Here is a 23218-nt window from a genome sequence, read left to right as displayed (position 1 = left end):
GGTCGGATTCTCTACCGACTGTTGGCCTAGAAAACGGGGGTGGGTCAGGACGAGCCCTAGTCTGCCTGCCGGGTGTTCGATCAAAGGGGGTGACGGGTTGCCGTCCTTGGGATGTCACGATCGTCACTTCGACCCGTTGTACCGATGCGTTTTCACGCTCATTCGCGAGGTTATGACCTATGAAAGGCATGCCGGCGATTATCTGCTCGCTGTGTGTTGCCGTCAGTGCGCTAGGGATCACGCCTCTCGCTTCCACGGCAGCTCCCGCGAATGCAACGCCTGAGCTGATCACACTGGGAGGCATCATTCATTCCGACAGCGATGACACGCTCGCTTTCACTCCCGATGGAAACACGGTGTTCTTTGATCGCAGCAACGGGCCTCACAAGACGATCATGGTGTCACACAAAGTGAACGGCTCGTGGTCGACGCCGCAGGTCGCAAGCTTTTCCGGTCACTGGTTCGACCAAGATCCGCTCGTCGCGCCGGATGGAAGCTATCTATTGTTCGATTCCAATCGGCCAGTTACTCCGGGTGGAAAGTCATTGGTGCAGAATTACTTCAACGGAGGCAAGTCCGCGCCGGGAGCCAACATCTGGAAGGTCGAACGGAAGGGTGACGGATGGGGCGCTCCCGTATGGCTCGGCCCCGTCGTCAATAACGATGTGTTTATCGATTTCGCGGGTGTTGCTTCCGACGGAACCTTGTACTTCATCCGTTGGGACGCGAACGAAAAGATCATGCACATGTGGCGATCAATCTATCGCGATGGACACTATCTTGCGCCGGTGAGCGTAGGAGTAGGAGACTCCACCGTTTCCATACACGACCCTGCCATCGCACCGGATCAATCATTCATCCTGTTCGATTACGGCAAGGTGAAGGGAGGCCTCGGTCGCCTATCCATCGCGTTTCGTGAGGGAGACCATTGGGGCAGGCCCATCGACATGGGCGATGTCATAAACAAAGACATTCCATGGGGAGCGCATCTCGCACCTGATGGCCGCACGGTCTATTACACCGGGCAGTCGGGTATCTGGAAGCTATCGCTCTCCCGGTGGTTACAAGAACCTGGTCGCCAATGACGTGCTGAGGTCTCCACTTTGGAGAGCGGCTGACGTCGCTAGGCAATGTCTTTCTCTTGCCCACGGATACTCCGTAGCGGGCATTTCGTATACACCAAGAACTTCGCACTGTTGGACAGGACACTTCGATGACTGAGAAAAAAATCTTTGCCTTTGTCACAGCGGCCATCTTGCTCTTTACGGGAGCAGAGGCTTTGCGAGCGGCCGAAGCGGTGCCGGCCGCATTGCAGCCACCCGCCGGATACACCGTCGCTTTCACGGCCAAGGCCGTGGGGGTCCAAATCTATACGAGCACGGCCGATGCCGGCACAGTACCCAAATGGACCTTCGAGGCCCCTCTGGCTGAGTTGGCCGGGAAAAACGGCACGATCCATCACTACGCGGGACCTGCTTGGGAAGCATCCGATGGCAGCAAAATTACGCGTGATATCGATACGCCGGTAACAACGGTGCCTGCGCAACAGTCTTTGACTGACATTCCCTGGCTTCTTGTGAAAGTTGTGGCCGATCCCGCGGCGGGCGTGTTGAGTAAGGTCGGTTTTGTTCAGCGGATCTCGACGCAAGGCGGCGTTGCACCCGCTAAACCGCCTGTGCGAGTGGGCACAAAAGTGGGGGTGCCTTACACCGCGACCTACGTGTTTTACAGCAAGTCAGGCTAAAGGCCCGGGATACGTGTTCGCAGGTCCGTGGAGAAGACGGACCACGCGCGGGTAGAGCGTACTGCCCTGTAATACCGTTCCGGTCGTCGCCTGCGCCAGGCTCATGCAGGCGACGAATACCAGGAACAAGAGAGAAACCAACCGCCGATACGACCAGAAGCGAAAGCACCGCATACAGACCTCTCTTGCCGCGCGAGGCGGCCACAGAAATAGGAAATGGGTACTACGTCGGTGAAGCGATGGAGCGGATTACCTGCCGATGTCGCGCAACCGCTTGCCGCTGAACAGGTTGCGTTCGATCTGTTCCAGCGTGATGCCCCTGGTTTCCGGCACCAGCCAGAACGTGAGCGCGATGAACACGAGGTTGAGCGCGGCGTAGAGCCAGAACGTGGCGGCGTTGCCGATGCCGTTGAGCAGGCTCAGGAAAGTGAAGCCAACGATCATGTTGCCGATCCAGTTGGTGAACGTGGAGCAGCCGATGCCGAAGTCGCGCCCCTTGAGCGGCTGGATCTCCGAGCACAGCGTCCACACCAGCGGACCGGCGGACATGGCGAAGCCCACGATGAACACCAGCAGCATCCCCACCGTAAAGATCTGCGCGCCGTGGCTGCTGATACCGCCATGCATCATGCTGCCAACCACGCCTAGACCCACGGCCATCACGGTGAAGCCGGTGTAGAGGATGGGCTTGCGGCCCCAACGATCGATCAGCGCGATGGCGATGAAGGTGGCCAGCACGTTTGTGAGACCCACCAGTGCGGTAAACCACATCTGCGCGGCAGTGTCGTAGCCCATGTTCTGAAAAATGCGCGGCGCGTAGTACATCACCACGTTCATGCCGGTGAACTGCTGCATCAACTGCAACAGCACGCCCAGCCACACGGAGCGGCGGAAATTGCGGTTCTCCAGGAACAGGTGCCAGCCACGCTGAGGCGTCTTGAGCTGTTCCTCGATGTCGGCCGCTTCGCGAGCGACGATGACCGCGTCACCGCGCAGGCGATGCAGCACGTTGATCGCTTCGTCGCGTCGGCCGCGCATCATCAGCCAGCGCGGGCTGTCGGGCAGCAGCAGCACACCGAGCAGAAACAGCGCACCGGGAATCGCAATGACACCCAGCATCCAGCGCCAGGCGCCGTTGTAGCTCAATGCAGTGTCAGACAGGAAAGCCACCAGGATGCCGATGGTGATCATCAGCTGGTAGGTGGAAATCATCGCGCCGCGGATATGCTCGGGTGCTACTTCGGCCAGATACAGCGGCGCAGTGAAAGTGGCCACGCCGATGGCGAGACCGAGCACCAGGCGTGCGGCGATCAGTGTCTCCGGCGACCAGGCCAGGCCTGACAGCAGCGAGCCCAACACGAACAGCACCGCACCCAGGATGAGCGAGCGCTTGCGCCCAAGCGAGGCCGACAGCCAGCTGGCGCCCACCGCACCCACTGCTGCACCGAACATCATGGCGCTGACGATCCACTCGATGGTGTGGTCACTGACCTTGAACTCGGCCTGGATGAACTGCGTGGCGCCCGAGATCACGCCGATGTCCAGGCCGAACATGAGTCCGGCCAGCGCGGCGAGTATGCAGGTGAAAATGACAGTTGCCCTGGATTGCACCGTGGGTGATGCGACGGCATTGGCGTTCATTGGTTGACTTCCCCCGCTTGCGATGATGGGTGCCCTTTGGGCTGTTGTGGGACGGCGCCGTGGCGCCTAGGCGGATGCGATGACGTGAGGTGGCGGGCCGGCGAACCGAGGTTCGGGCAGGCCGCCAATGTCCGAGTGCGCGGCGAACAGCGCACCGGCGAAAGGCTGTGCCGCCAACGCTGTGGTATCGAGTCCGTCGCGAGCACTGGTGATGTAGATCGTCGAAAGATCCGTGCCGCCGAAGGCGACTCGGGTGGGTTGCGAGGCAGGCACGTCGATGCAACGGTCCATGCGTCCTTCGGCCGTGTACCGGACGATGCGGCCCAGTCCCCACTGGGCATTCCACAGGCCACCTTCACTATCTACGGCCGAGCCGTCGGGTTCACCGCGCGGATCGTCGAGTTGCACGAAGGTGAGCGATGGACCGCAATGGTCGCCGTAGTCGCAGCACTGGATGGTGCGCGTGGTGGAGTCGCAGTAATAGAGCGTGTCGCCGTCGGGACTGAACGCCACGCTGTTGCTGATCGCCACGCCGGCCAGCGGCAGGCGTTCCAGCGAGAGATCCGCATTAAGGCGATAGAAGTTGCCCAGCGGCTGCTTGCTGCCACCACCCGGCGGTTCGTGCAGCGTGCCGAACACGAAGCGGCCATCGCGATCGCAGGCACCATCGTTGAGACGTGTCGGCAAGTCGGCTTCCACATCGGTGACGGGCACCAGCGTGTGGCTTGCGAGATGAAAGAATGCCAGCCGTGTGGCGAGTCCCAGCAGCAGCCAGCCGTCGGCTTCGCACAAAGCAAAGCACGCCAACCGCTCGGGCAGCTCCCACTGGTGCAGCGCACCGTCGTGCGGGCAGTAGCGCCACAACGTGGATGCCTGGATGTCGGTCCAGTACAGCGCCTGCTCGCGATCGCACCACACGATGCCTTCGCCGAGTGTGTTGTGCACCTGCATGGCGACGGTGGCGCGCGCGTTCATACCCAGCCGCCATCCACGATGAAATCTTGCCCCGTGCACATGCGGCTGTCGTCGGCACCGAGGAAGAGCGCGGCACGAGCTAGATCGTCCGCCATCAGGTAACCGGGCAGGCATTGCACACGCGCAATCTCCGCCTCGCCGTCAGCGTCCAGCCACAAGCGCCGCTGCTTCTCGGTGATGACCCAGCCGGGTACCAGCGCGTTGATGCGGATGCGGTCGCGCCCCAGCTCGCGCGCCAAGCCGTTGACCAGGCCATGCACGGCGGCCTTCGCCATGGCGTACATGGGGTAGCCCGCGTTCTTCTTCATCCACCCGGTGGAGCCGAGGCAGATCACCGAGCCGCCGCCCAGTGCGCGCATGTCCTCGCGCACGGCCTGCGTGGCGAAGTACTGGTGACGCAGGTTGATGGCGATGTTGCGGTCGAACTCTGCGGCTGTGGTGGTGCCGAAGCTGTGGCGCACATCGTTGGCCGCATTGTTCACCAGTACGCCAATAGGGCCATGTGTCTCTCGCGCGGCTGCGATGGAGGCCTGCAGGGCATCGAGATCGGTGACATCGCAAGGCAGGAATAGCGGACGATGGCGTTCGCCCGCAAGGCTCTCCGCAAGCTGTACACCGTGCGTCTGATCGATATCGATGAACGACACGCGGCTACCCTGGCGTGCAAAGTGCTCCACGAACGCTGCGCCGATACCGGTGGCGCCACCGGAAACAAACACGTGGCGATCGCCAAGGCTGGGATATTGCGCAAACGCCGACATGCTCACCACTCCGCCACGCTTCCGTCACTATGGCGCCACACCGGATTACGCCAACGGTGGCCCACAGCCGCGCGTTCGGCCACGTAGTTTTCGTTCACCGAAATGCCGAGGCCCGGGCCACCGGGGATCGCCACGAAGCCGTCCTGATAGGCAAACACGCTACGGTCGTTGACGTAATCGAGCAGGTCGTTCGCACCGTTGTAGTGAATGCCCAGGCTCTGCTCCTGGATGAAGGCGTTGTGGCATACCGCGTCGAGCTGCAGGTTCGCCGCCAGCGCAATCGGACCCAGCGGGCAGTGCAGCGCAATGGCCACGTCATACGCTTCGGCCATCGCGGCAATCTTGCGAGTTTCGGTGATGCCGCCCGCATGCGAGGGATCGGGCTGCAGGATGTCCACGCCGCCGATGGCAAGCACACGCTTGAAGTCGAAGCGTGTGTAAAGACGCTCGCCCAACGCGATGGGCGCGGGGGAGATGGCAGCGAGCTCGGGCAGGGATTCCAGATGTTCGGAAAGCACGGGCTCCTCGATGAACATCAGCTTGAAGGGTGCCAACTCGCGCATCAGCACCTTGGCCATCGGCTTGTGCACGCGGCCGTGGAAGTCGAGCCCGATGCCAATGTGCGGGCCGACCGCATCGCGGATCGCCTGCACGTTCGCCAGCACCTGCTCGACCTTGTCGTAGCTGTCGACGTACTGCATTTCCTCGGTGGCATTCATCTTCACCGCGGTAAAGCCGCGCGACACGGCTTCCTTCGCTGCGCGTGCGGTGTCCGCCGGGCGATCGCCGCCAATCCACGAATACACGCGGATGCGATCGCGCACTGGCCCACCGAGCAGTGCATGCACGGGCTGGCCCAGGTCTTTGCCCTTGATGTCCCACAAGGCCTGGTCGATGCCGGCGATGGCGCTCATCAACACCGGGCCGCCGCGATAGAAGCCGCTGCGATACATCACGTTCCACAGGTCTTCGATGTGTCGCGGGTCCTTGCCGATCAGGTAGTCGGACAATTCGTCCACTGCGGCGGCGACGGTATGTGCACGGCCCTCGACGATCGGCTCGCCCCAACCGCACACGCCGGTATCGGTATCGATACGCAGGAATAGCCAGCGCGGTGGAACAACGAACGTAGTGAGGCGAGTGATCTTCATGCAACAGGTCCTTTCGAAACGTGGTGGCCCTGCCAGGCATCAGCGAACGCGCGGGCGCGCGCCGCGACGTCGTTGGCCGGGCGGCCAGGTGCATAGAGTGATGAGCCGATACCGAAACCGGCTGCGCCCGCGGCGAGCCATGGCGCCATGGTGTCCGGTGCGATGCCACCCACGGGCAGCACGGCGGTACCAGTGGGCAGCACGGAGCGCCATGCCTTGAGAACGGTGGGGCTGGACTGTTCGGCGGGAAAAAGCTTCAGCGCGTCGGCGCCGGCAGCGAGTGCGGCAAACGCCTCGGTGGGCGTGGCCACGCCGGGCACGCAGTAGAGGCCCGCTTCTTTCGCAGCGCGGATCACCGCCACGTCCGCATGCGGCATCACGATCAATCGCCCACCAGCGGCGGCGACGTCTTTCACCCAGGCCGGATCGAGCACGGTGCCCGCGCCGATGAGATGGCCGTCGCCGAGTGCGTCGACCAGGCGGCGGATGCTGTCGAACGGTTTAGGCGAATTGAGCGGCACTTCGAGCATGCGAAAGCCCGCGCCGGTAATCGCGTGGCCGATGTCGACGGCTTCGTCGGGATGCAGGCCGCGCAGGATCGCGACCAGCGGTAGAGGTTCAAGCCAGTACTTCATGGTGTTCATGCCGTTGCGTGCGCGGGAACAAGACCAGCCTCGACGGCGATGCGCCAGAGTCCGCTTGCGGTGGTGGTGTCGGGTGCGTTGGTCAGGTGCAGGTCGAATGCTTTGGCGGCTTTCAGGTAGCGTGCGCACAGCACGCCATCGCCCACCATCAGCACGGGTTCAGTCGCGTCGACCCAGTTGGCCGCGAGCGCCATGCGCAGCTCATCACCGATGAGCAGGCCCGACAGATAGTCCGCGACCGATGAAGGTGCTAGCACGCCGTCGAGCATCAGGGTTCGCGCCGAAAACACACGCGAGAGCGCGCCTGCGGCACCGCTATCACGCGCGGTCGTGACACCACGCACGAAGGCATCGTCATCCGAGGTGGGCGCCTCAGCAAGCTGAGCGCCGAGGACTGAATGCTGGCGAAGCAGCCCATACAGCTCACCCGTCATCACGGTAGCGAAACCGGTGACGGCGCCATTGCGCACGCTCACCCACTTGCTATGGGTACCGGGCAACAACAGCTGTCCTCGCCGCGCTGCGTCGGGAAACTGTGCCAGCACGCCCGCCACCTGAGTTTCCTCGCCGCGCATCACGTCGGGTCGGCTTGGATCGCGCAGTCCAGGCACGAGATGCAGGGTGCGCCCGTCGGGCGTGGTGAGTGGCGTCAACGCGGCGGCAAGGCGATCCATGCCAACGGGTGTATCAAGGTAGGGCACCTCAAGCCAACCGTTGCGACTACCGACCATGCCGCAGGCCAGCATGGGCGTCACCGGCCAGCTCGCGACTGCCTGGGAGAATGCCTCGGCAAAACCGCCCGATGGAAGATGGCGTATGCCATAGGGCAGGGCACGCATATCCTCGACCCGGCCGTGCTCGTCAAAGCGGTACGCGCGCAGATGCGTACTGCCCCAATCGAGGCCGATCAACCGCGTGGTCACGCCTTGGCCTTCTTGCGGGCACGGCCGCGGCTGCGCTGCAGGTTGGCCTGCGAGTCGGCGATCATCGTCTGCATGGCTTTGCGTGCCACCTCGGGCTGCTTGCGCCGGATGGCTTCGAGCACCTTCTGGTGGTGCGGCAGCGAATACTTGAAGTTGCTTGCGTTGCGTGCAGACAGCGCGAAGAACGTGCCGAGCGAGCTTTCCACTACCGAGAACAAAGACTGCAGCAGTTCGTTGCAAGTGGCATGCAGCACGGCATCGTGGAAGAGCAGGTCCGCCTCGGTCCACTCTTCCAGCGTCTGCGCTGCATCCATTGCCTTGTAGGCTGCATCGATGGCGGCAAGTTGTGCGGTCGTGCGTCGACGGGCGGCGGCAGCGGCGGCAGCTGGCTCGATGATCTCGCGCATCTCCACCAGCTTGTCGACGAAATCGTCGGTGGGCATGGAGGCACAGCGCCAGGCAAGCACGTCGGCATCGAGCTGGTTCCAGTGACGTTCCTCCAGCACGCGCGCGCCCACGCCGGTACGCGACTCGATCAAACCCTTGGCGGATAGCACCTTGAGCGCTTCGCGCAAGGCGGTGCGGCTGACTTGCAGGCTTTCGGCGAGGGTCTCTTCACGCGGCAGCACGTCACCCGGCTTTACCTTGCCGCTGACGATGCGCTGCCCCAGTTCGTGCATGACATGCCCGTACAGGCTGCGAACTGCGATCGGCTTCTTCATGAAATCCTCTGCCCCCGGTCCTGGTGATGATCGATCCGTGCTCTATCAAGCCTTTGGCTGGCTCGATCCAATTGTCATACAAACCGACTATAAGCACTTTGTTCGTGTCCTGCCAAGGTGTTTTTTGTTGTCTTGAGAGTGTCATGCGACACCGCTACCGCCGTCCCCGCGCAACGCGCCATGACGCATTGCAGAAAGTTGCGCCCGTCACCGGATCGTGCGAGGCGTGTCGTCATGTCTCGCATCGCGCGACATGACGCCAATCGTGATTCACGAACCGCGTGCGTCGCTAGCAATGGCGCATTGCACAAAGAAATTTTTGGTGCCGAAGAACACTTGCACGATAATCATACAATGTGTTTGCATGCCCCATCCCGTGATACGGCAAAGGGGACAAGAGGGACATGCAGCGAGCAGGACTGATAGGTTCGATTCTTGGCCTGGCGACACTGTCGATGGCCGCGCATGCCACGACGGATGCGAAGCGCGAGACGTTTGGCAAACTGTCCGACGGCACGCATGTGGATGCCGTGGTGCTGGACAATGGGCATGGTATGACGGCGCGTATCATCGCGCTCGGTGCCAGCCTGCAATCGCTGACCGTACTCGACCGTGATGGCAAGCCGGCCAACGTAGTGCTTGGCTATGCGTCGTTGGACGGCTATCTGAAAAAGCCGCAGTACTTTGGTGCGACGGTAGGACGCTATGCCAACCGCATCGCAAAAGGTCACTTCATGCTCGATGGCCATGCTTACGACGTGCCCATCAACGACGGTGCCAATACGTTGCATGGCGGCACACGCGGCTTCGACAAGGTGCTGTGGACCATCGGCGAGGTGAAGCACGACACTGGCAAGGCGAGCGTCATGCTCACCTATGTGAGCCCCGACGGTGACATGGGTTATCCGGGCAAGCTCACCGTAACGGCGGTCTATACGCTCGACAGCGAGAACCGACTGTTGATCGACTATCGCGCTACGACCGACAAGCCGACCATTGTCAACCTTAGCAATCACGCGTACTGGAATCTCTCCGGCGAAGGCGCGGGCACGGTGATGGATCATCGCCTCACCATTGCGGGCGACGCTTACCTGCCGGTGGACGCTGGGTCGATTCCCACCGGCGAGATCCGCAAGGTGGACGGTACGCCGTTCGACTTCAGGCAAGGCAAACCGATCGGGCGTGACATCCGCACGAACGACACGCAGCTGCTCAACGGTCGCGGCTACGACCACAACTGGGTAATCAGTCGTTCGGAGGCTGCCGCGCCGCGCGTTGTCGCGCGCGTGGAAGATCCGGCATCCGGGCGCGTACTTACTCTGAAATCGGCGCAGCCCGGTCTGCAGTTCTACTCGGGCAACTTCCTCGATGGCACGACGGTCGGCACCGGCGGACACGTATACCGCCAGGGTGATGCTTTCGTGCTCGAACCACAGCTTTACCCGGACACGCCGAACCAGGCGTCCTTCGGTTCGGCACGGCTGGAGCCTGGCCATGTCTATCGCAACCTGATCGTTTACGAATTCACTAACGAGTCGGCGCGCAGCGCGCACTGACCCAGCGTGTTTCCGTTGCAAGGACGCCCTGCGAAGGGCGGCCACGGGGTCGCTTTGCCCAAGGCAGGCGCGACCATGCATCAATCAACGCGTCGCGGTCGTCATGCCGCGACCCCTGAGGGGAGAAGTCATGAAGTACGCACTACTGGCAATGGCGATGGGACTGGCGGCGACTTTCGCCACACCTGTCTCTGCGCGCGATGCCGATGCGCGCTGGACGCCCACTGAAGCCAAGGCTTGGTACGCGAAGCAGGCGTGGCCGCTGGGCAGTAACTATTTGCCCGCCAACGCCATCAACGAGCTGGAGATGTGGCAGGTCGACACCTTCGACGCCGAGCGCATCGACCGCGAGATGGGTTGGGCACAGCAGCTTGGCATGAACACCATGCGTGTGTTCCTGCACGATCTCCTGTGGCAGCAGGATGCCGCCGGCTTCAAACAGCGCATCGACCGCTTCCTCACCATCGCCAGCAAGCACGGGATCAAGCCGATCTTCGTGCTGTTCGATTCGTGCTGGGATCCGGAGCCGAAGCTCGGTCCGCAGCACCCTCCCATTCCGGGCGTGCACAACTCCGGCTGGATGCAGAGCCCGGGCGTGGCCATGGCCGACGCCACGCAGTACCCGCGCTTCGAGCAATACGTGAAGGACGTGGTGGGCAGCTTCGCCAAGGACCCGCGCGTGCTGGCCTGGGACGTGTGGAACGAACCGGACAATCCGGGCGGCGGCAACTACGATCCGAAGGAACCGAAAAACAAGGTGGAACTGGTGGCCAAGCTGTTGCCGCAGGTGTTCGCCTGGGCGCGCAGTGCGTCGCCCTCGCAGCCGCTCACCAGCGGCCTGTGGCATGACGATGACTGGTCCGATCCGTCGCGCCTCAACTCGGTGGAACGCACGCAGGTCGAACAGTCCGACGTGATCAGTTTCCACAACTACGGGTGGCCCGAGGAATTCGCCAGCCGTGTGCAACAGCTCAAAGGTTATGGACGTCCGCTGATCTGCACGGAGTACATGGCGCGCGGCGCTGGCTCGACCATCGACGGTGTGCTTCCGCTGGCCAAGAAGCTCGACGTAGGCATGGTGAACTGGGGCTTTGTGGAAGGTCGCTCACAAACCATCATGCCGTGGGACTCGTGGCTGCGACCGTACACGCAGCAGCCGCCGACGCTGTGGTTCCACGACCTGTTGCACGGTGACGGTAAGCCGTATCGCCAGCGCGAGGCCGAAATTCTGCGGGCGCTATCGCATGCACCGCGCGGTGTCGTACCCGCCGAGGCAGCGAGCTATCCCGCCCAGCTCACCAGCAAGACACATTGAATGTCCAGCAAACCCTTTCGATAACAACCCGCCGCGACCACAACGCGGCGCATCCAGCACAACGACAGCCGTCGGCTTGAGCCGGCAGGCAACGACCTCTGAGGGGAGGCTTTACCCATGAATCGCAATTGCATTCCCATGACACTCCTGGCGGCGATGATCGCCGCGTCCTTTGCGTCAGCGCACGCTGCCGATGCTCCGGCCCCACCGGCACCGGCCAGTGATCCGCAGCAGACGACCGACACGGCCACCGGCCAGCCGCAGGCTGCACCCGCCAAGAAGGCGGCGACCACCGGCGATGCTTCGCAGAAAGAGGCCGTGAATCTTTCGGGCGTGGTGGTGACGCCGTTGCGCGAGAGTTTGCAGGGCGCGCAGTCGATCAAACAGGACTCGCGCATGATCGTGGACTCGATCGTGGCCGAGGACATCGGCAAGCTGCCGGACAACAGCGTGGCCGATGCGCTCCAGCGCATCACGGGCGTGCAGGTAGCGCAAGGTTTTCAGGGCGAGACCAGCTCGGTGGTCATCCGCGGCCTGCCCAATGTAGTCACCACGCTGAACGGTCGCGAGATCTTCAGCGGCGTCGGTCGTGCATTTGCGTTTCAGAACCTGCCCGCCACGGCGGTGAAGACCGTGCAGGTCTACAAGACCAGCGAAGCGAGCCTGCCCGATGGCGGCATCGCCGGCATGGTCGACATGCAGCTGTATCGTCCTTTCGATTTCGACGGCCCCAAGGTGGCCGCGACACTTACCGGCACGCATAGCAAGTACGGCGACCATACCGATCCCAATGGCAGCCTGTTGCTCAGCGATCGCTGGAAAACCGATATCGGTGAATTCGGCGCCCTGATGAACGTGGGCTACGACCGCCAGCACTACGACTACAACGCGGTGTGGAATGACTTTCCGAAGGTGCTGACGGGCGCCAATGGTGACCCCGTCCGCACGTCGAGCGGCAACCTGATCTCGGCACCCAATGGCTTCGGCGCGGACTATAACATCGGCGATCGCAAGCGCCAGGAATTCAACTACGCGTTGCAGTGGAAGCCCAACGACAGCACCGAGGTTTACGTCGAAGGCCTGTACGATTGGGATTCGGACCAATACAACCAGCCGTTCTACTTCAGCTTCCCGGTCGGCTCGGTCAATCCGTCGTCGATATCGGCAAGCAACCACTGCTACGCCAACCAGCTCACCGGCTCGCCGTACGAAGGTCAGACCATCTGCGATGCGAGCAGCGGCAGCTGGACCGGCAACACGTACGCAGCCACCAGCACGCAGGCGCATCAGCAGTGGGGTCACGACATTCAGAACTCTATCGGCGCCAAGTGGCACGGCGATCGCCTGAATCTTTCCACCGACCTGTCGTTCAACTCCAGTTCGTTCCACGACCAGACCATCATCGTCGACACCTTTCTCAAGGCGCCGATCACCACGGTGTGGAGCGGTGGCAACAACTGGGCGCTTGCTGGCAACCCGGCGAACGATCCATCGGCCTACTACCTCAATGGCCTGTTCCAGACCTGGAACAACCAGCGCGGCACGCAGACGGCATGGCGCGGTGACGGCAATTACGACCTCAACGGCAGCTTCTTCCAGTACGTCGATTTCGGCCTGCGCTATTCCGACCACAAGGCCGAGTACACCGGCAGCATGGAAATCTCCACGCCGCCGCCGGGTGGCACGGGCGCCATCTCGGCCAACCCCAATCCTGCGAACCAGGTGATTGCGCGCTTCCCCAGCGGCTACTTCTGCAGCCAGCCGACCACGGACGCCATCCCGGCGACGTGGCTGAGCGGTTGCTACAACTACCTCGTCAACAATGCCGACGCGATCCGCCAGTTGTACGGCCTGCCCAGTGGTCTGGCCGCCGTGAACCCGGGCCGCTTCTACCAGATCGACGAGAAGTCGTACACCGGTTACGCGCAGCTTGGCTACGGCAACGAACTGTTTGGCTTGCCGTTCGACGGCCTGATGGGCATGCGCGTGGAGCGCGTAAAGCGCAACCTCGATGCGTTCTCCTATGACGCATCCACCAACGTCTATTCGCCGCTGTCGGACAACACCAGCTCGCCGGTCTATCTGCCCAACCTGAGCTTCAACCTGCACTTGCGTGACAATTTGCAGCTGCGCCTGGTGGCGGCGAAGACGCTGACCTATCCCGACTTCGGCCAACTCAATCCATCGCTGTCGCTCAACCCGGGCACCATCAACCGCGCGGGTGTCGCCAGCAGCGGCAATCCAGACCTCAAGCCGATTCGATCGAACAACTACGACGCGTCGCTGGAGTGGTACTTCGCACCGGCCGGCTATGTCAGTGGCGGCGTGTTCTATCGCGACATCAATGGCTACATCCAGAACTACGTGACGGATGTGACGATTGGTGGTCAGCCGTATCAGCTCAACTCGCCGCAGAGTGCGGGCTCCGGCCATCTGGCCGGTGCCGAGGTGGCCTATCAGCAATTCTTCGACTTCCTGCCGGAGCCGTTGAGCGGTTTTGGCGTGCAGTTCAACTACACCTACATCGATGGCTCCACCCGCTCGCCGCAGTTCATCGGTGGTCCGGTCGTTACCTCGCCGCTGCAGAACGTGTCCAAGAACAACGGCAACGCGGTGCTGATGTACGAGAAGTACGGCTGGTCCGCCCGAATGGCTTACAACTATCGCAGTCGCTTCATCGACGGCTTCAACCAGCCGACCGTGGCGGGCGTCAACGACGAGATCAAGCCGGCCAACCAGGTTGATTTCTCGCTTGCCTACGACATCAACAACTACTTCACCGTGGTGTTCAACGCGACCAACATCTTTGGCGCGAACCTGCACCAGTACTGGGGTGACGGCGATACCCGCCCGCGTGACGTCCGTTATCAGGACCGCACCGTCGGCCTGGGCGTGCGCTTCAAGATGTAACACCTCCCACTTGGCGGGCGGCGGTAGTGACATGCCGCCGTTCCGCCTATTTTTTTGAGGAGGCCACGTTTGCATGATGGGCTTGATGGAGTTTGCATGAATGGCTTGAAGACATCGGTATCTCTCCTGGGTCTGTGCATGGCTGCAGCATTTGCATCCATCGTCATCGCCGACGATGCGCCGGATCCCGTGGTTGGAACGCACATGGCCGACGGTGCTGGCTACGTATCAGTGACGCGCATCGAGCACGGTGAAGCGCAGGATCGCGGCCGACTGTTGATGGCCTTCGAACAGGAGGGCATGGCGGGCGTTGCGCTTTGGGAGAGCCGCGATGGTGGCGACCACTGGCGCTTCCTGATGAACGTCACCGATCAGTCGCATGCAAGCGATAAACGCTGGCAGCTGCGCTGGCAGCCGCACATCACTGAACTGCAGCGTGCCAGCGGCGATCTGCCGGCGGGCGCGTTGCTGCTGTCCGCCAACGCCACGGGCAACGACGCGAAAGGGCGCGTGATCACCGAAGACCTTCAGGTCTACGCCTCGCTCGACGGCGGCAAGACCTGGCGCTACCGCAGCTCCATCATCAAGGGCGGTGGGCGGCCCGAGGACAAGGACAACAAGGGCGTGTGGGAGTCCAACATCCATGTGCTCGACGACGGCCGCATGGTCGCCTACTACTCCAGCGAACAGCACAAGGCCGAGGGTTACAACCAGGTGCTGGCGCACAAGGTGTCCGACGATGGTGGCCGCCGTTGGGGCAAGGAGACCTTGGACGTGGCGATTCCCGGCGGCGTGCAGCGGCCCGGCATGGCCATCGTCACGCGCCTGCCGGACCATCGCTATGCGATGACCTACGAGAACATCGACGGCCAGCGCAACGGCCAGGTGTTCATCAAGTTCAGCCGCGACGGCCTCGACTGGGGCGATGCGCAGCGACACGGCGAGCCGGTGATGACACTCTCGGGCTTCTGGCCCGCAGCGTGCCCGGTGGTGCGCTGGTTCCCGCTGGGTGGTCCTGAAGGCGTGATTGTGGTGTCTGCCGAGCGTGCGGGCGGCGGTGGCGACGAAGGTGGTCGCGCACTGTATTGGAACAACGCCTCCGGTCGCGGCCCCTGGTGGGAGGTGCGTGCGCCGGTGCAGAAGCGCACGGGCAACATTCATGCAGGCTGGACGCAGGCATTGCTGCTGCGCGACGACGGCAAGTTGCTTCACGTCACGACCTCATCGTCGCCGGAGGCGCCGATGAGCGTGGGTCACAACGAAATTCTCTATCGCGCGGAGGCCCTGCGCTTTGACCGCTATGAAGCGGAAGACGCAGAGTTCACCGGCGCCGTAGCCGTGCCCGATCCTAAAGCTTCCAATCTTCGCAAGGCACGCCTGAGCGATGGCCCTCAAGGACGACTGCGTTTCGTCGTCAACAGTACCGGCGGTGCACACACGCTGCACGTGCGCTACGCCGATCTCGGCCTGGCCGCGCAGCCGTCACTTGTGGTGAATGGCGCCCACCAGCCGGCGCCGCAGGTCAGCGATGCGGAGAACGGCTGGCACGAAGTCACCATCTCTACGACCTTGCTTCCGGGCTTCAATGTCATCGACGTAGATGGCGGCGCCCATGTGCTCGATATCGACTATCTGCAGCTCGATGGTGATGTGGAAGGCGCGAAACACGGCGAAAGTGCGCCGCCAAGTAAGGAGAGCAATCACGCATGAAGCGATATGCCGTGCTGTTCCTATTGTCGATCTCCGGCCTGGTTCGCGCCGAGGCGCCCGTCGTGCGGCAGCCCTTGCTTCCGTCCGGCCCCGATCCGTGGGTCGCGCAGCGCGATGGTTTTTACTACTACACGAACACGCAGGGCGATCGTATTTCGCTGTGGAAGACGAAGGACATGGCGCGCCTTGCCGAGGCCAAGCCCGTAGTCGTGTGGCGGCCACCGGCTGAGGGCGGCAACTCTGCTTCCGTGTGGGCGCCCGAGTTGCACTTCCTCGACGGCAAGTGGTACCTGTACTACACCGCCGCAGACAAGACGCATAACGACGATGCGCATCGTCATGTGTACGTGCTGGAAAATGCCTCGCCTGATCCCACGCAAGGGCAATGGGTGGACAAGGGCATGCTCAAGACGCACTACACGGGCATCGACGGCACGGTGTTCGATCACCACGGCAAGCGCTACTTCGTTTACTCTGCTTATGTGGACGATCACAGCGACCTGGTGATCGCGCCCATGAGCAACCCGTGGACGCTCACCGAGCCGCAGGTGGATATCGCGCATCCCACGTACGCCTGGGAGATGCAGGGTGGGCGAAAGATTCTGGAGGCGCCGGAGTTTCTGGAGGGCCCGGGCGGCAAGGTATTTCTCAGCTATTCGGCCAGCGCCTGCTGGTCCGATGGGTACTCGCTGGGCCTGCTCAGCGCAAACAAGAATGCCGATCTGCTCGATCCATCGTCATGGAGCAAATCGGCAACACCCGTGCTGGCCAGCACGCCAGCCCAGGGCATTTTTGCACCGGGACACAACGGCTTCTTCAAATCGCTGGACGGCAAGCAAGACTGGATCATCTTTCACGCCAACGGCGGCGCCAACTGGAAATGCACCTCACGCAGGGCGCCTTACATCGAGCCATTCCACTGGAATGCGCAGAGCGAACCGGTCTTTGGTGGCGCGGATTGAATGGCCGATTTCTGGTTGTCCAACACCGGTTTGCTGTGAGTAAACCGCGTGCCGGCTGTCATTCTCATAGAGCAGAATATCGGAGCAACGAACTCCCTTCTCCAGACCCAGGTTAGGGCCATTGAAGGAGACGACAGCGACATTGCCTTGCAGGAGTACGTGAGTGCCGATGGGGTAGGTCTTCATCCACGCATCTACTTTCTACTTCTCAGTATCCGAGTCTTTGTTGTTCGCCGCGCCAGCAATGATCCATTCGAGCGAGTGCATGATTCCGTCGGCATCGATCGACCGAAAGCCCGGTAGCAGCTGCTGCTCCAGAAAGGCCGTATCGCCGCTCACTTCGGCACGCAACCAATGGTCCTCCGCTGCCATTGCGTCATCCTCTGCGGGCCCGCGTGTGGGACCACTGGCGGCCAAGCCGTTGCTGACACGGCAGCCAAACGCTATTTCAATGGACTAGGGATCGAACACGTTACGGTATAGGCATCTGCAACGATCTCGTCTAGTTTTCGATTTGGAAGCGGATCCGTATTCGGCTAAAGGCGCCAGCACCGCTCGTGAAAGGCAGATCATGGAATGTCTGCTTGCGCGTCTATCGTGTGTTGCGTCCACCGGCTGAAATCGCAACCCATAGTGGACATCTCAGAATTCGCACTTGGCCGCATGCGGATATTCGGGGCAGGGTGATTAGCCCGTGTTATCGGGGGTAGGGGAGGGGCTCGCTGTGGCTTTATGCGCTCCGATCCAGCCTTACGTTTTGGCCGGGCCCACGCGGCGCCAATAGATGCCGAGATGGAGCCCGAAGAGCAAAGTTTTCACCGTCCCGACCTCACCGAACGGACTGGCTGCGTTGCGCTCCCGTTGCCCTTGGATGTCCACTCGTCCATCCATTTGAAGACCTCGTCGTACCACTGAATGCTGTCTACTGCCTTTACTTCGTAATGGCCTTCGTCAGGGAATACGAGCAAGCGGGAGGGAATGTTTCGCTCCTGTAGCGCCGTAAACGCTGCCACGGCTTGTCCGGTCGGACTTCTGAAGTCCTTTTCGCCTGTGATCACGAGTTGAGGCGTCCACCAATTGGCAACAGCGTTGACAGGATTCCAGCGCTCGTATTCAGTGGGGTCGGCATAGTACGGCTTGTTTCCGAAGTCCCAGTGATCCTCGGCCAGTTCGTCCGTCTCGTAAGTCATACCACGCTCATCGAAGATGCCGTCATGCTGGACGATGCATTTGAATCGGCGTGGCCAATGACCTTCAATCCAGTTCATCATGTAGCCGCCATATGAGGCGCCGACGGCGCAGGCGTTATCCCCATCAAGGAAATCGAAGCGCTCGATCGCTGCCGCCAGACCAAGCTGGATGTCTTCAAGGGGCATGCCACCCCAGTCGCGATTGACCGAGTCGGTGAACGTCTGGCCGTGCCCCGTGCTTCCATGGAAGTCGATCGACACCACGCCATACCCATGTTCCGCGTAGAGAGCCAAATTCAACGGCCATCGCGAATACCAAATGTCGCCGAGAGTGGATTGCGGGCCGCCGTGAACAACAAGCGCGACGGGTGCCTTCTTGCCTCGTGCCAGCTTGGGTGGGCGTAGCGCCAAGCCCCAAACCTCGTCGCCCCCTGCGCCGACAAACTTGAACCGGGATACATGTGGCCAGTCCACGCCCGCCAGTTTTGTGGCGTTGACGTTCGTGAGTCTCTTGAGTTCTCCCTCAGCGCTGCGACGCCACAGATCCGGCGGCTCTGTCAGGCCATCCTTCTTGAGAATCAGCGACCCGTCGGGCTCGGCTGCAATCAGCGTGACATGCCCAGAAGCTGTCAGCCGCCGAACGATCCCATCTGCTGCACCAACGCTAAAGACAGGATGGTCCAGCGTGTCACTGGCAGTGGCATAGAGCGTTCTTGAATCGGGAGACCAAAGAATGGCGTCCGGAGATCGATCCCATGCTTGTGTGAGCGGGCGAACCAATCCCGTCGCCAAATCGCGAAGCCATATCACGCGCCTGTCATCGGCGTATCCCGGTCGCGAGGCCGCGAGCCACGCCAGCCACTGCCCGTTGGGCGACACCGTCGGCAACTCGTCCGCCGCTGCGTTCGCCGCGGTCAAGTCGATCGGACCATTCGAGCAGTCGGCGGACCCGGCGTAGATGTCCGAATTGGTCGACAGCGGCTCGATCCGACCCGCGACTCGCAGCGAGAAGTAGATCGTCTTTCCGTCCGGACCCCACGTCGTCTCCTCCTTTCCGCCGTTCGGTTTTGATGGAACGTCTCCGACGAGAGTGGGTGCGATCGCGCAACCTGGTCCATTTGCCTGTCCGTTGCGCAGGGGCACCAGGAACAACTGGGATCGGTTGCCATCCGCCCATTGATTCCAGTGCCTTATGGGGAGGTGATCGAAGATCCGCGCGCCGCCGGTGGCGTTGGAGGCTCCGCCCTTGTCATCGAGGAATCGCGCATGCGGCGGTCTATCCGCCCAGACAAGAACGCCATCGCTACGGGGAGAGATCCGAAATCCTGCGAGACCGTCGGCCGCCAACACCGCCGTTGGCCGAGTGTCGTCCATCGAGATCCGCAAGATCGCCGGAGTCGCCGACGGCCGTTCCGATAGGACGTACAGCGCACCGTCTGCCCCGAACTCGGGAGCAGACGGTGCGGCGTCATCGAGGAAGGTGACTCTCTCGGGCTCACCGCCGCTTCTTGCGAGATCAAGGCGCCACAGTGCGTGTTGCATTCGCTTCGTACGCGAGTCCTCCGAGGACTCGTCCCACACGAGCCACCTACCGTCGCTCGAGACGGTGACACCACCGATCTGAGTTAGGTAAGCCAGATCTGACTGAGTGAAGGTGCGGGCGAGGGCAGGGTTTGCTACCGCCATCATGAGCCCAAAGGCGAAGACGCATCTCTTCATTTTTTCCTCGCCAAAGTGATCTCTTCGATCTCGATCAGGCGCCATGGATTCAGCCGGTCATGGGGGTGTCGGGTATTTCCATCTATCCATCCGGTCGAAGTCGAGGGTCAAGCAGCAGGGTGCCTGTAGCGTGTCGAGCGACTGCCGCTCATTCGACGATCCGCAGCGACGGGTTGCTTTCGCTCACTACCAACCATCCACTCACATCATTGCAACTTCTGCGGGAAGCTACAATTAATGACGATGCGATCCTCTATTAAGGTTGAACTTAATGTTGAACTCGGATGACCTGGCGTTCTTTCTCGCAATCTCGAGATCTCGCTCACTCGCGGAGGCAGCTCGCAAGCTTGACATCACCCCGTCGGCAGTGACGCAGCGGCTGCGAACCCTGGAGGCGCGTGCGGGCGTGCGGCTGCTTGATCGCTCCAGTCGCCATTTGGCCATGACGGATGACGGCGCCATGGTCGCCGAGCACGGGGCCGCCGTCACTGGCGCGATCGAGACGCTCATGGAGGCGCTACGAGATAGAGCCAGCGTTGTGAGTGGACATCTCCGCGTCGTCGCACCGACCGGCTTCGGAAGAACGCACATCGCGCCGATCGCCGCCGAGTTCGCCCGGGTGCATCCCAAGGTGACGCTGACGCTCGATCTCTCGGACCATCCCAGTGCCCGCCTATTGGACGCCTACGACATCATCGTTCACATCGGTCCGTCTCCGGCCCCGAACGTAATTGTCACGACGCTCGCCGAGAACCGGCGCGTGCTGTGCGCAAGCCCCAACTACTTGCGGAACGCTCCGCCGATTCGCTCGCCAGAAGACCTTCTCGGCCACCCTTGCCTGGTGCTCCGCGAGAACGACGAGGACGTGACTCTCTGGCGCCTCAGCAAAGGCAAGCGGGCGACCTCGATCCGGATACGGCCCACGATGTCGACCAACGATGGCACGGTGATCCGCGACTGGGCTCGGGCGGGCCTTGGCGTCGCGATTCGCTCCGAGTGGGACGTTGCGAACGATCTGCGCCGCGGCGACCTTCAAATTGCCCTCGCAGGCTGGGAGCCGCCCTCGGCGAATGTCATTGCCATACCCGGTGTGCGCCTCGGACGCAGCGCGCGTACTTCTGCATTTCTCGCGATGATGCGATCGACCCTCTCGCCGCCCCCGTGGAGGCGAGGGTAACGAGGAGCGCACGGAGCAACTTACGACGTTGGAGTTGAGATCCCTGTCCGTACTGCCAGAGCTCCCGGTCAGCACGAATTGCGTAGGCCCCGGCGCGCCACTGCCGGGGCACTGAAAGTATGGCATTTAGTCCTGCGGGACCTGAGGCTCAGAAGGGCAGGCTTTGCAGGATTTCCATCCTGCCGCGCACCTGGCTGCAGCATCCGCTGAGTCTCCATATGACTCGAGCGGCCGCGTGCCCCGCTGGCGATTAGGGATCGTTATCGGGGGTAGGGCACGGGGTTCGGCAGGTAGTCATCCGGCTTGAACTCCCTTCGCATTCGCTGGGTGGCGAAATCGACAAAGGCGCGAAGTTTCGGCAATGACTGACTTCGGCTTGGATCCTGCGCCGCTGGAGAGTTGTCATTATCGTTACCGGCAAGATGGAACACGATTACCGGCAGGATGTCTCCATTCTTAGGGGATAAGGACAGACGACAACAGAGGCAAGGCGCGTGCCGAGGCTTCGCAGCCATCTTATGCAATTTGACATAATATACATTATGCGAACTTAAACGTGCCCGGAAATGGCTTGGCACAGCGCTCGCATGGCTGCGCTCCCTCACGCACGGAATGCGTTCATGCCTCGCCGCCGTACCCGTTTGAACTGGGTCTACCACGAAGATCGCCAAGAATTCACCACGCGAGCCGGCCGCATCATCTCAGTACATGAGATTGCGGCCATGCTGCACGACCAACTGACGTGTACCCATGATTTCGCCGGCCCCTGGTCGGGCTGGCGAATGCGTCAAAATCGGTTGATCGCCCCCGGTGCCAGCTTTCGCTCGATCGCCATCACTCCACAAACTCTGCGTGCATTCACTCGCTGGCTTGCGAGCTATCAGGGCGAACAGGCTCAGCTCGAATTGCACATCGTCGTGACACTCGCGCCATTCGTCCGGACGGCAAATCTGACGTCAGGCGTCGCACATTGGGTTGCTGTGAACAATCATTGAGCGGCAACGACTATGGGGGCGACAGCCGTTCCTGATCCATGCCAGTGAAGACACCTTCGGTGGCGACGAGCAGCACTGTGCTATCCGCATCAAGTTCGTGCGCTAGACGTAGCGCAGGCTCGGTCGCCACTTTAAGGAATCCAGCGAGACCCGCAGCACCAGAAGGTGTCGTGGCGGGGCCACCCGCATCACGCAATACGTCCACTGCGCTCTGTAGCTGTTCTTCGTTTACAACGACCGAACGAGCCTCGTGCCGCAGCAGTGTCCTCAACGCCGAAGCTGACACGAGACCGCATGCCAGCATCTCCGCGGATGTGTGTAGATCACCCCTGATGCGTTCTGGCCGCCCTATCGCCAGCGCATGACCTACGCATGCGGCTGAGGCCGGCTCGACAATGATGAGCTGTCCAGGACCCTCCATGAGGTCGCAAAGACCGTCCGCCATGGCTGCTGCCAGGCCACCCACCCCAGCTTGAACAAACAGGTGTGTGGGATAGCCGGCTAATTTCTCTTGAAATTGCGTGACAAGCTCTCTAGTGAGCAGTGCATATCCCGCCATGACATCGCTGACGACAATGTCTTCAGGGTCGGCGCTTGTGTCTGCTATGAGCAGGCCATCACCACGCAATGCTGCGTCCGTAGCTTCAATGACGGCGTCGTCATACGTTCCTTCAATCCAAATGATGTCGGCACCTTGAGCCTCGATCCGCTCCGCTCTGTATGGACTCGCGCTCATCGGAAGATAAATGGAAGCGCTCGCACCCGCGCGCCGCGCCGCCGCCGCTACGGCCAAGCCGTGATTGCCGTCGCTAGCGCAAATCAGCCGGGGCAACGTTTCCCGCCCGATTTGACTTAAGAGCAGTTCTTCTATGGACGTTGCGCCGACAGCACGCGCGAGTGCGCATAACCCGGCAATCATGCCGCCAAGCACCTTAAAATTGCCGAATGGGCGCCCTCCCTCCACCTTAACGACAACGCGCCCTACCTTAGCCTTGCGCGCAAGCGCCGGGAGGTCGATCAGTTGCGTAGGCCGGTAACTCCCCCACAAAAATGTGGCCGCCGCCGCGTCAGCATGCAATTGCGATTCGTTCATGCATTCAGTCTGCCGGAGTGCGTCGAAACT

The 23218-nt window shown here is 61.8% G+C and carries 19 protein-coding genes; 9 read left to right on the top strand and 10 right to left on the bottom strand.

Annotation, left to right across the window (positions count from 1 at the left end; all coding sequences use genetic code 11):
* Nucleotides 1-179 precede the first annotated feature (179 nt).
* Together AC3CBN_RS14960 and AC3CBN_RS14955 are read left to right on the top strand one after the other, a co-directional pair.
* A complete protein-coding gene (locus AC3CBN_RS14960; RefSeq protein WP_488633803.1) occupies nucleotides 180-1085 on the top strand; it encodes a TolB-like translocation protein in 906 nt (301 codons plus the stop codon).
* Nucleotides 1086-1213: 128 nt separating this feature from the next.
* Nucleotides 1214-1744 carry a DUF3455 domain-containing protein gene (locus AC3CBN_RS14955; protein WP_488633802.1) on the top strand — a complete coding sequence of 177 codons (531 nt, stop codon included), beginning with the start codon at nucleotides 1214-1216 and terminating at the stop codon, nucleotides 1742-1744.
* Nucleotides 1745-1993: 249 nt separating this feature from the next.
* Here AC3CBN_RS14955 and AC3CBN_RS14950 read toward each other — a convergent pair whose 3' ends face one another.
* From AC3CBN_RS14950 to AC3CBN_RS14920, 7 genes are all read right to left on the bottom strand, one after another.
* On the bottom strand, nucleotides 1994-3385 hold the full coding sequence (locus AC3CBN_RS14950; protein WP_488633801.1) for a sugar porter family MFS transporter: 1392 nt from the start codon (nucleotides 3383-3385) through the stop codon (nucleotides 1994-1996).
* A 66-nt stretch (nucleotides 3386-3451) separates the two neighbouring features.
* Complete coding sequence (locus AC3CBN_RS14945) at nucleotides 3452-4360, bottom strand: SMP-30/gluconolactonase/LRE family protein (RefSeq protein WP_488633800.1); 909 nt, start codon at nucleotides 4358-4360, stop codon at nucleotides 3452-3454.
* Nucleotides 4357-5121: an SDR family NAD(P)-dependent oxidoreductase gene (locus AC3CBN_RS14940; protein WP_488633799.1), complete on the bottom strand. Its 765-nt coding sequence runs from the start codon at nucleotides 5119-5121 to the stop codon at nucleotides 4357-4359. Before AC3CBN_RS14940 ends, AC3CBN_RS14945 begins: the two co-directional genes overlap by 4 nt.
* Nucleotides 5122-5123: 2 nt before the next feature.
* Entirely contained in the window at nucleotides 5124-6272 is a 1149-nt protein-coding gene (dgoD, locus tag AC3CBN_RS14935; protein WP_488633798.1) for a galactonate dehydratase, read from the bottom strand.
* Complete coding sequence (locus tag AC3CBN_RS14930) at nucleotides 6269-6916, bottom strand: 2-dehydro-3-deoxy-6-phosphogalactonate aldolase (protein ID WP_488633797.1); 648 nt, start codon at nucleotides 6914-6916, stop codon at nucleotides 6269-6271. The genes dgoD and AC3CBN_RS14930 overlap by 4 nt, the downstream gene beginning before the upstream one ends.
* The gene (locus tag AC3CBN_RS14925) at nucleotides 6913-7839 is read right to left on the bottom strand and encodes a 2-dehydro-3-deoxygalactonokinase (RefSeq protein WP_488633796.1); all 927 of its coding nucleotides are present in this window, start codon (nucleotides 7837-7839) and stop codon (nucleotides 6913-6915) included. Before AC3CBN_RS14925 ends, AC3CBN_RS14930 begins: the two co-directional genes overlap by 4 nt.
* The gene (locus tag AC3CBN_RS14920; protein WP_488633795.1) at nucleotides 7836-8561 is read right to left on the bottom strand and encodes a FadR/GntR family transcriptional regulator; all 726 of its coding nucleotides are present in this window, start codon (nucleotides 8559-8561) and stop codon (nucleotides 7836-7838) included. The genes AC3CBN_RS14925 and AC3CBN_RS14920 overlap by 4 nt, the downstream gene beginning before the upstream one ends.
* A 404-nt stretch (nucleotides 8562-8965) precedes the next feature.
* Here AC3CBN_RS14920 and AC3CBN_RS14915 point away from each other — a divergent pair, with 404 nt between their 5' ends.
* From AC3CBN_RS14915 to AC3CBN_RS14895, 5 genes are all read left to right on the top strand, one after another.
* Nucleotides 8966-10117: an aldose epimerase family protein gene (locus AC3CBN_RS14915; protein ID WP_488633794.1), complete on the top strand. Its 1152-nt coding sequence runs from the start codon at nucleotides 8966-8968 to the stop codon at nucleotides 10115-10117.
* Between the two features lie 130 nt (nucleotides 10118-10247).
* A complete protein-coding gene (locus AC3CBN_RS14910) occupies nucleotides 10248-11432 on the top strand; it encodes a cellulase family glycosylhydrolase (RefSeq protein ID WP_488633793.1) in 1185 nt (394 codons plus the stop codon).
* A gap of 117 nt (nucleotides 11433-11549) precedes the next feature.
* Nucleotides 11550-14342, top strand: coding sequence for a TonB-dependent receptor (locus tag AC3CBN_RS14905; protein WP_488633792.1), 2793 nt, complete (start codon nucleotides 11550-11552; stop codon nucleotides 14340-14342).
* Nucleotides 14343-14438: 96 nt separating this feature from the next.
* Nucleotides 14439-16052, top strand: a complete 1614-nt coding sequence (locus tag AC3CBN_RS14900) for an exo-alpha-sialidase (protein WP_488633791.1) — start codon at nucleotides 14439-14441, stop codon at nucleotides 16050-16052.
* Nucleotides 16049-17014 carry a glycoside hydrolase family 43 protein gene (locus AC3CBN_RS14895; RefSeq protein ID WP_488633790.1) on the top strand — a complete coding sequence of 322 codons (966 nt, stop codon included), beginning with the start codon at nucleotides 16049-16051 and terminating at the stop codon, nucleotides 17012-17014. Before AC3CBN_RS14900 ends, AC3CBN_RS14895 begins: the two co-directional genes overlap by 4 nt.
* 201 nt (nucleotides 17015-17215) lie before the next feature.
* Here AC3CBN_RS14895 and AC3CBN_RS14890 read toward each other — a convergent pair whose 3' ends face one another.
* A complete protein-coding gene (locus tag AC3CBN_RS14890) occupies nucleotides 17216-17386 on the bottom strand; it encodes a hypothetical protein (protein WP_488633789.1) in 171 nt (56 codons plus the stop codon).
* Between the two features lie 443 nt (nucleotides 17387-17829).
* Complete coding sequence (locus AC3CBN_RS14885) at nucleotides 17830-19746, bottom strand: dipeptidyl-peptidase 5 (RefSeq protein WP_488633788.1); 1917 nt, start codon at nucleotides 19744-19746, stop codon at nucleotides 17830-17832.
* A gap of 448 nt (nucleotides 19747-20194) precedes the next feature.
* Here AC3CBN_RS14885 and AC3CBN_RS14880 point away from each other — a divergent pair, with 448 nt between their 5' ends.
* Nucleotides 20195-21100, top strand: coding sequence for a LysR family transcriptional regulator (locus AC3CBN_RS14880; RefSeq protein ID WP_488633787.1), 906 nt, complete (start codon nucleotides 20195-20197; stop codon nucleotides 21098-21100).
* A 620-nt stretch (nucleotides 21101-21720) separates the two neighbouring features.
* The gene (locus tag AC3CBN_RS14875; RefSeq protein WP_488633786.1) at nucleotides 21721-22095 is read left to right on the top strand and encodes a hypothetical protein; all 375 of its coding nucleotides are present in this window, start codon (nucleotides 21721-21723) and stop codon (nucleotides 22093-22095) included.
* A gap of 10 nt (nucleotides 22096-22105) precedes the next feature.
* Here AC3CBN_RS14875 and AC3CBN_RS14870 read toward each other — a convergent pair whose 3' ends face one another.
* Nucleotides 22106-23188 (bottom strand): pyridoxal-phosphate dependent enzyme, encoded by a 1083-nt coding sequence (locus tag AC3CBN_RS14870; RefSeq protein ID WP_488633785.1) that lies wholly within the window; start codon nucleotides 23186-23188, stop codon nucleotides 22106-22108.
* Nucleotides 23189-23218 lie beyond the last annotated feature (30 nt).

It is taken from the genome of Dyella sp. OK584 (assembly GCF_057787755.1).
Note: the sequence above shows the minus strand (reverse complement) of the source record. Positions and strands in the feature narration are given on the sequence as shown.

What these genes read in the sequence shown, in the direction of transcription:
- AC3CBN_RS14960 (WP_488633803.1), top strand. Translation starts at nt 180, where the DNA reads ATGAAAGGCATGCCGGCGATTATCTGCTCGCTGTGTGTTGCCGTCAGT.
- AC3CBN_RS14955 (WP_488633802.1), top strand. Translation starts at nt 1,214, where the DNA reads ATGACTGAGAAAAAAATCTTTGCCTTTGTCACAGCGGCCATCTTGCTC.
- AC3CBN_RS14950 (WP_488633801.1), bottom strand. Translation starts at nt 3,385, where the DNA reads ATGAACGCCAATGCCGTCGCATCACCCACGGTGCAATCCAGGGCAACT.
- AC3CBN_RS14945 (WP_488633800.1), bottom strand. Translation starts at nt 4,360, where the DNA reads ATGAACGCGCGCGCCACCGTCGCCATGCAGGTGCACAACACACTCGGC.
- AC3CBN_RS14940 (WP_488633799.1), bottom strand. Translation starts at nt 5,121, where the DNA reads ATGTCGGCGTTTGCGCAATATCCCAGCCTTGGCGATCGCCACGTGTTT.
- dgoD (WP_488633798.1), bottom strand. Translation starts at nt 6,272, where the DNA reads ATGAAGATCACTCGCCTCACTACGTTCGTTGTTCCACCGCGCTGGCTA.
- AC3CBN_RS14930 (WP_488633797.1), bottom strand. Translation starts at nt 6,916, where the DNA reads ATGAACACCATGAAGTACTGGCTTGAACCTCTACCGCTGGTCGCGATC.
- AC3CBN_RS14920 (WP_488633795.1), bottom strand. Translation starts at nt 8,561, where the DNA reads ATGAAGAAGCCGATCGCAGTTCGCAGCCTGTACGGGCATGTCATGCAC.
- AC3CBN_RS14915 (WP_488633794.1), top strand. Translation starts at nt 8,966, where the DNA reads ATGCAGCGAGCAGGACTGATAGGTTCGATTCTTGGCCTGGCGACACTG.
- AC3CBN_RS14910 (WP_488633793.1), top strand. Translation starts at nt 10,248, where the DNA reads ATGAAGTACGCACTACTGGCAATGGCGATGGGACTGGCGGCGACTTTC.
- AC3CBN_RS14905 (WP_488633792.1), top strand. Translation starts at nt 11,550, where the DNA reads ATGAATCGCAATTGCATTCCCATGACACTCCTGGCGGCGATGATCGCC.
- AC3CBN_RS14900 (WP_488633791.1), top strand. Translation starts at nt 14,439, where the DNA reads ATGAATGGCTTGAAGACATCGGTATCTCTCCTGGGTCTGTGCATGGCT.
- AC3CBN_RS14895 (WP_488633790.1), top strand. Translation starts at nt 16,049, where the DNA reads ATGAAGCGATATGCCGTGCTGTTCCTATTGTCGATCTCCGGCCTGGTT.
- AC3CBN_RS14890 (WP_488633789.1), bottom strand. Translation starts at nt 17,386, where the DNA reads ATGGCAGCGGAGGACCATTGGTTGCGTGCCGAAGTGAGCGGCGATACG.
- AC3CBN_RS14885 (WP_488633788.1), bottom strand. Translation starts at nt 19,746, where the DNA reads ATGCAACACGCACTGTGGCGCCTTGATCTCGCAAGAAGCGGCGGTGAG.
- AC3CBN_RS14880 (WP_488633787.1), top strand. Translation starts at nt 20,195, where the DNA reads ATGTTGAACTCGGATGACCTGGCGTTCTTTCTCGCAATCTCGAGATCT.
- AC3CBN_RS14875 (WP_488633786.1), top strand. Translation starts at nt 21,721, where the DNA reads ATGCCTCGCCGCCGTACCCGTTTGAACTGGGTCTACCACGAAGATCGC.
- AC3CBN_RS14870 (WP_488633785.1), bottom strand. Translation starts at nt 23,188, where the DNA reads ATGAACGAATCGCAATTGCATGCTGACGCGGCGGCGGCCACATTTTTG.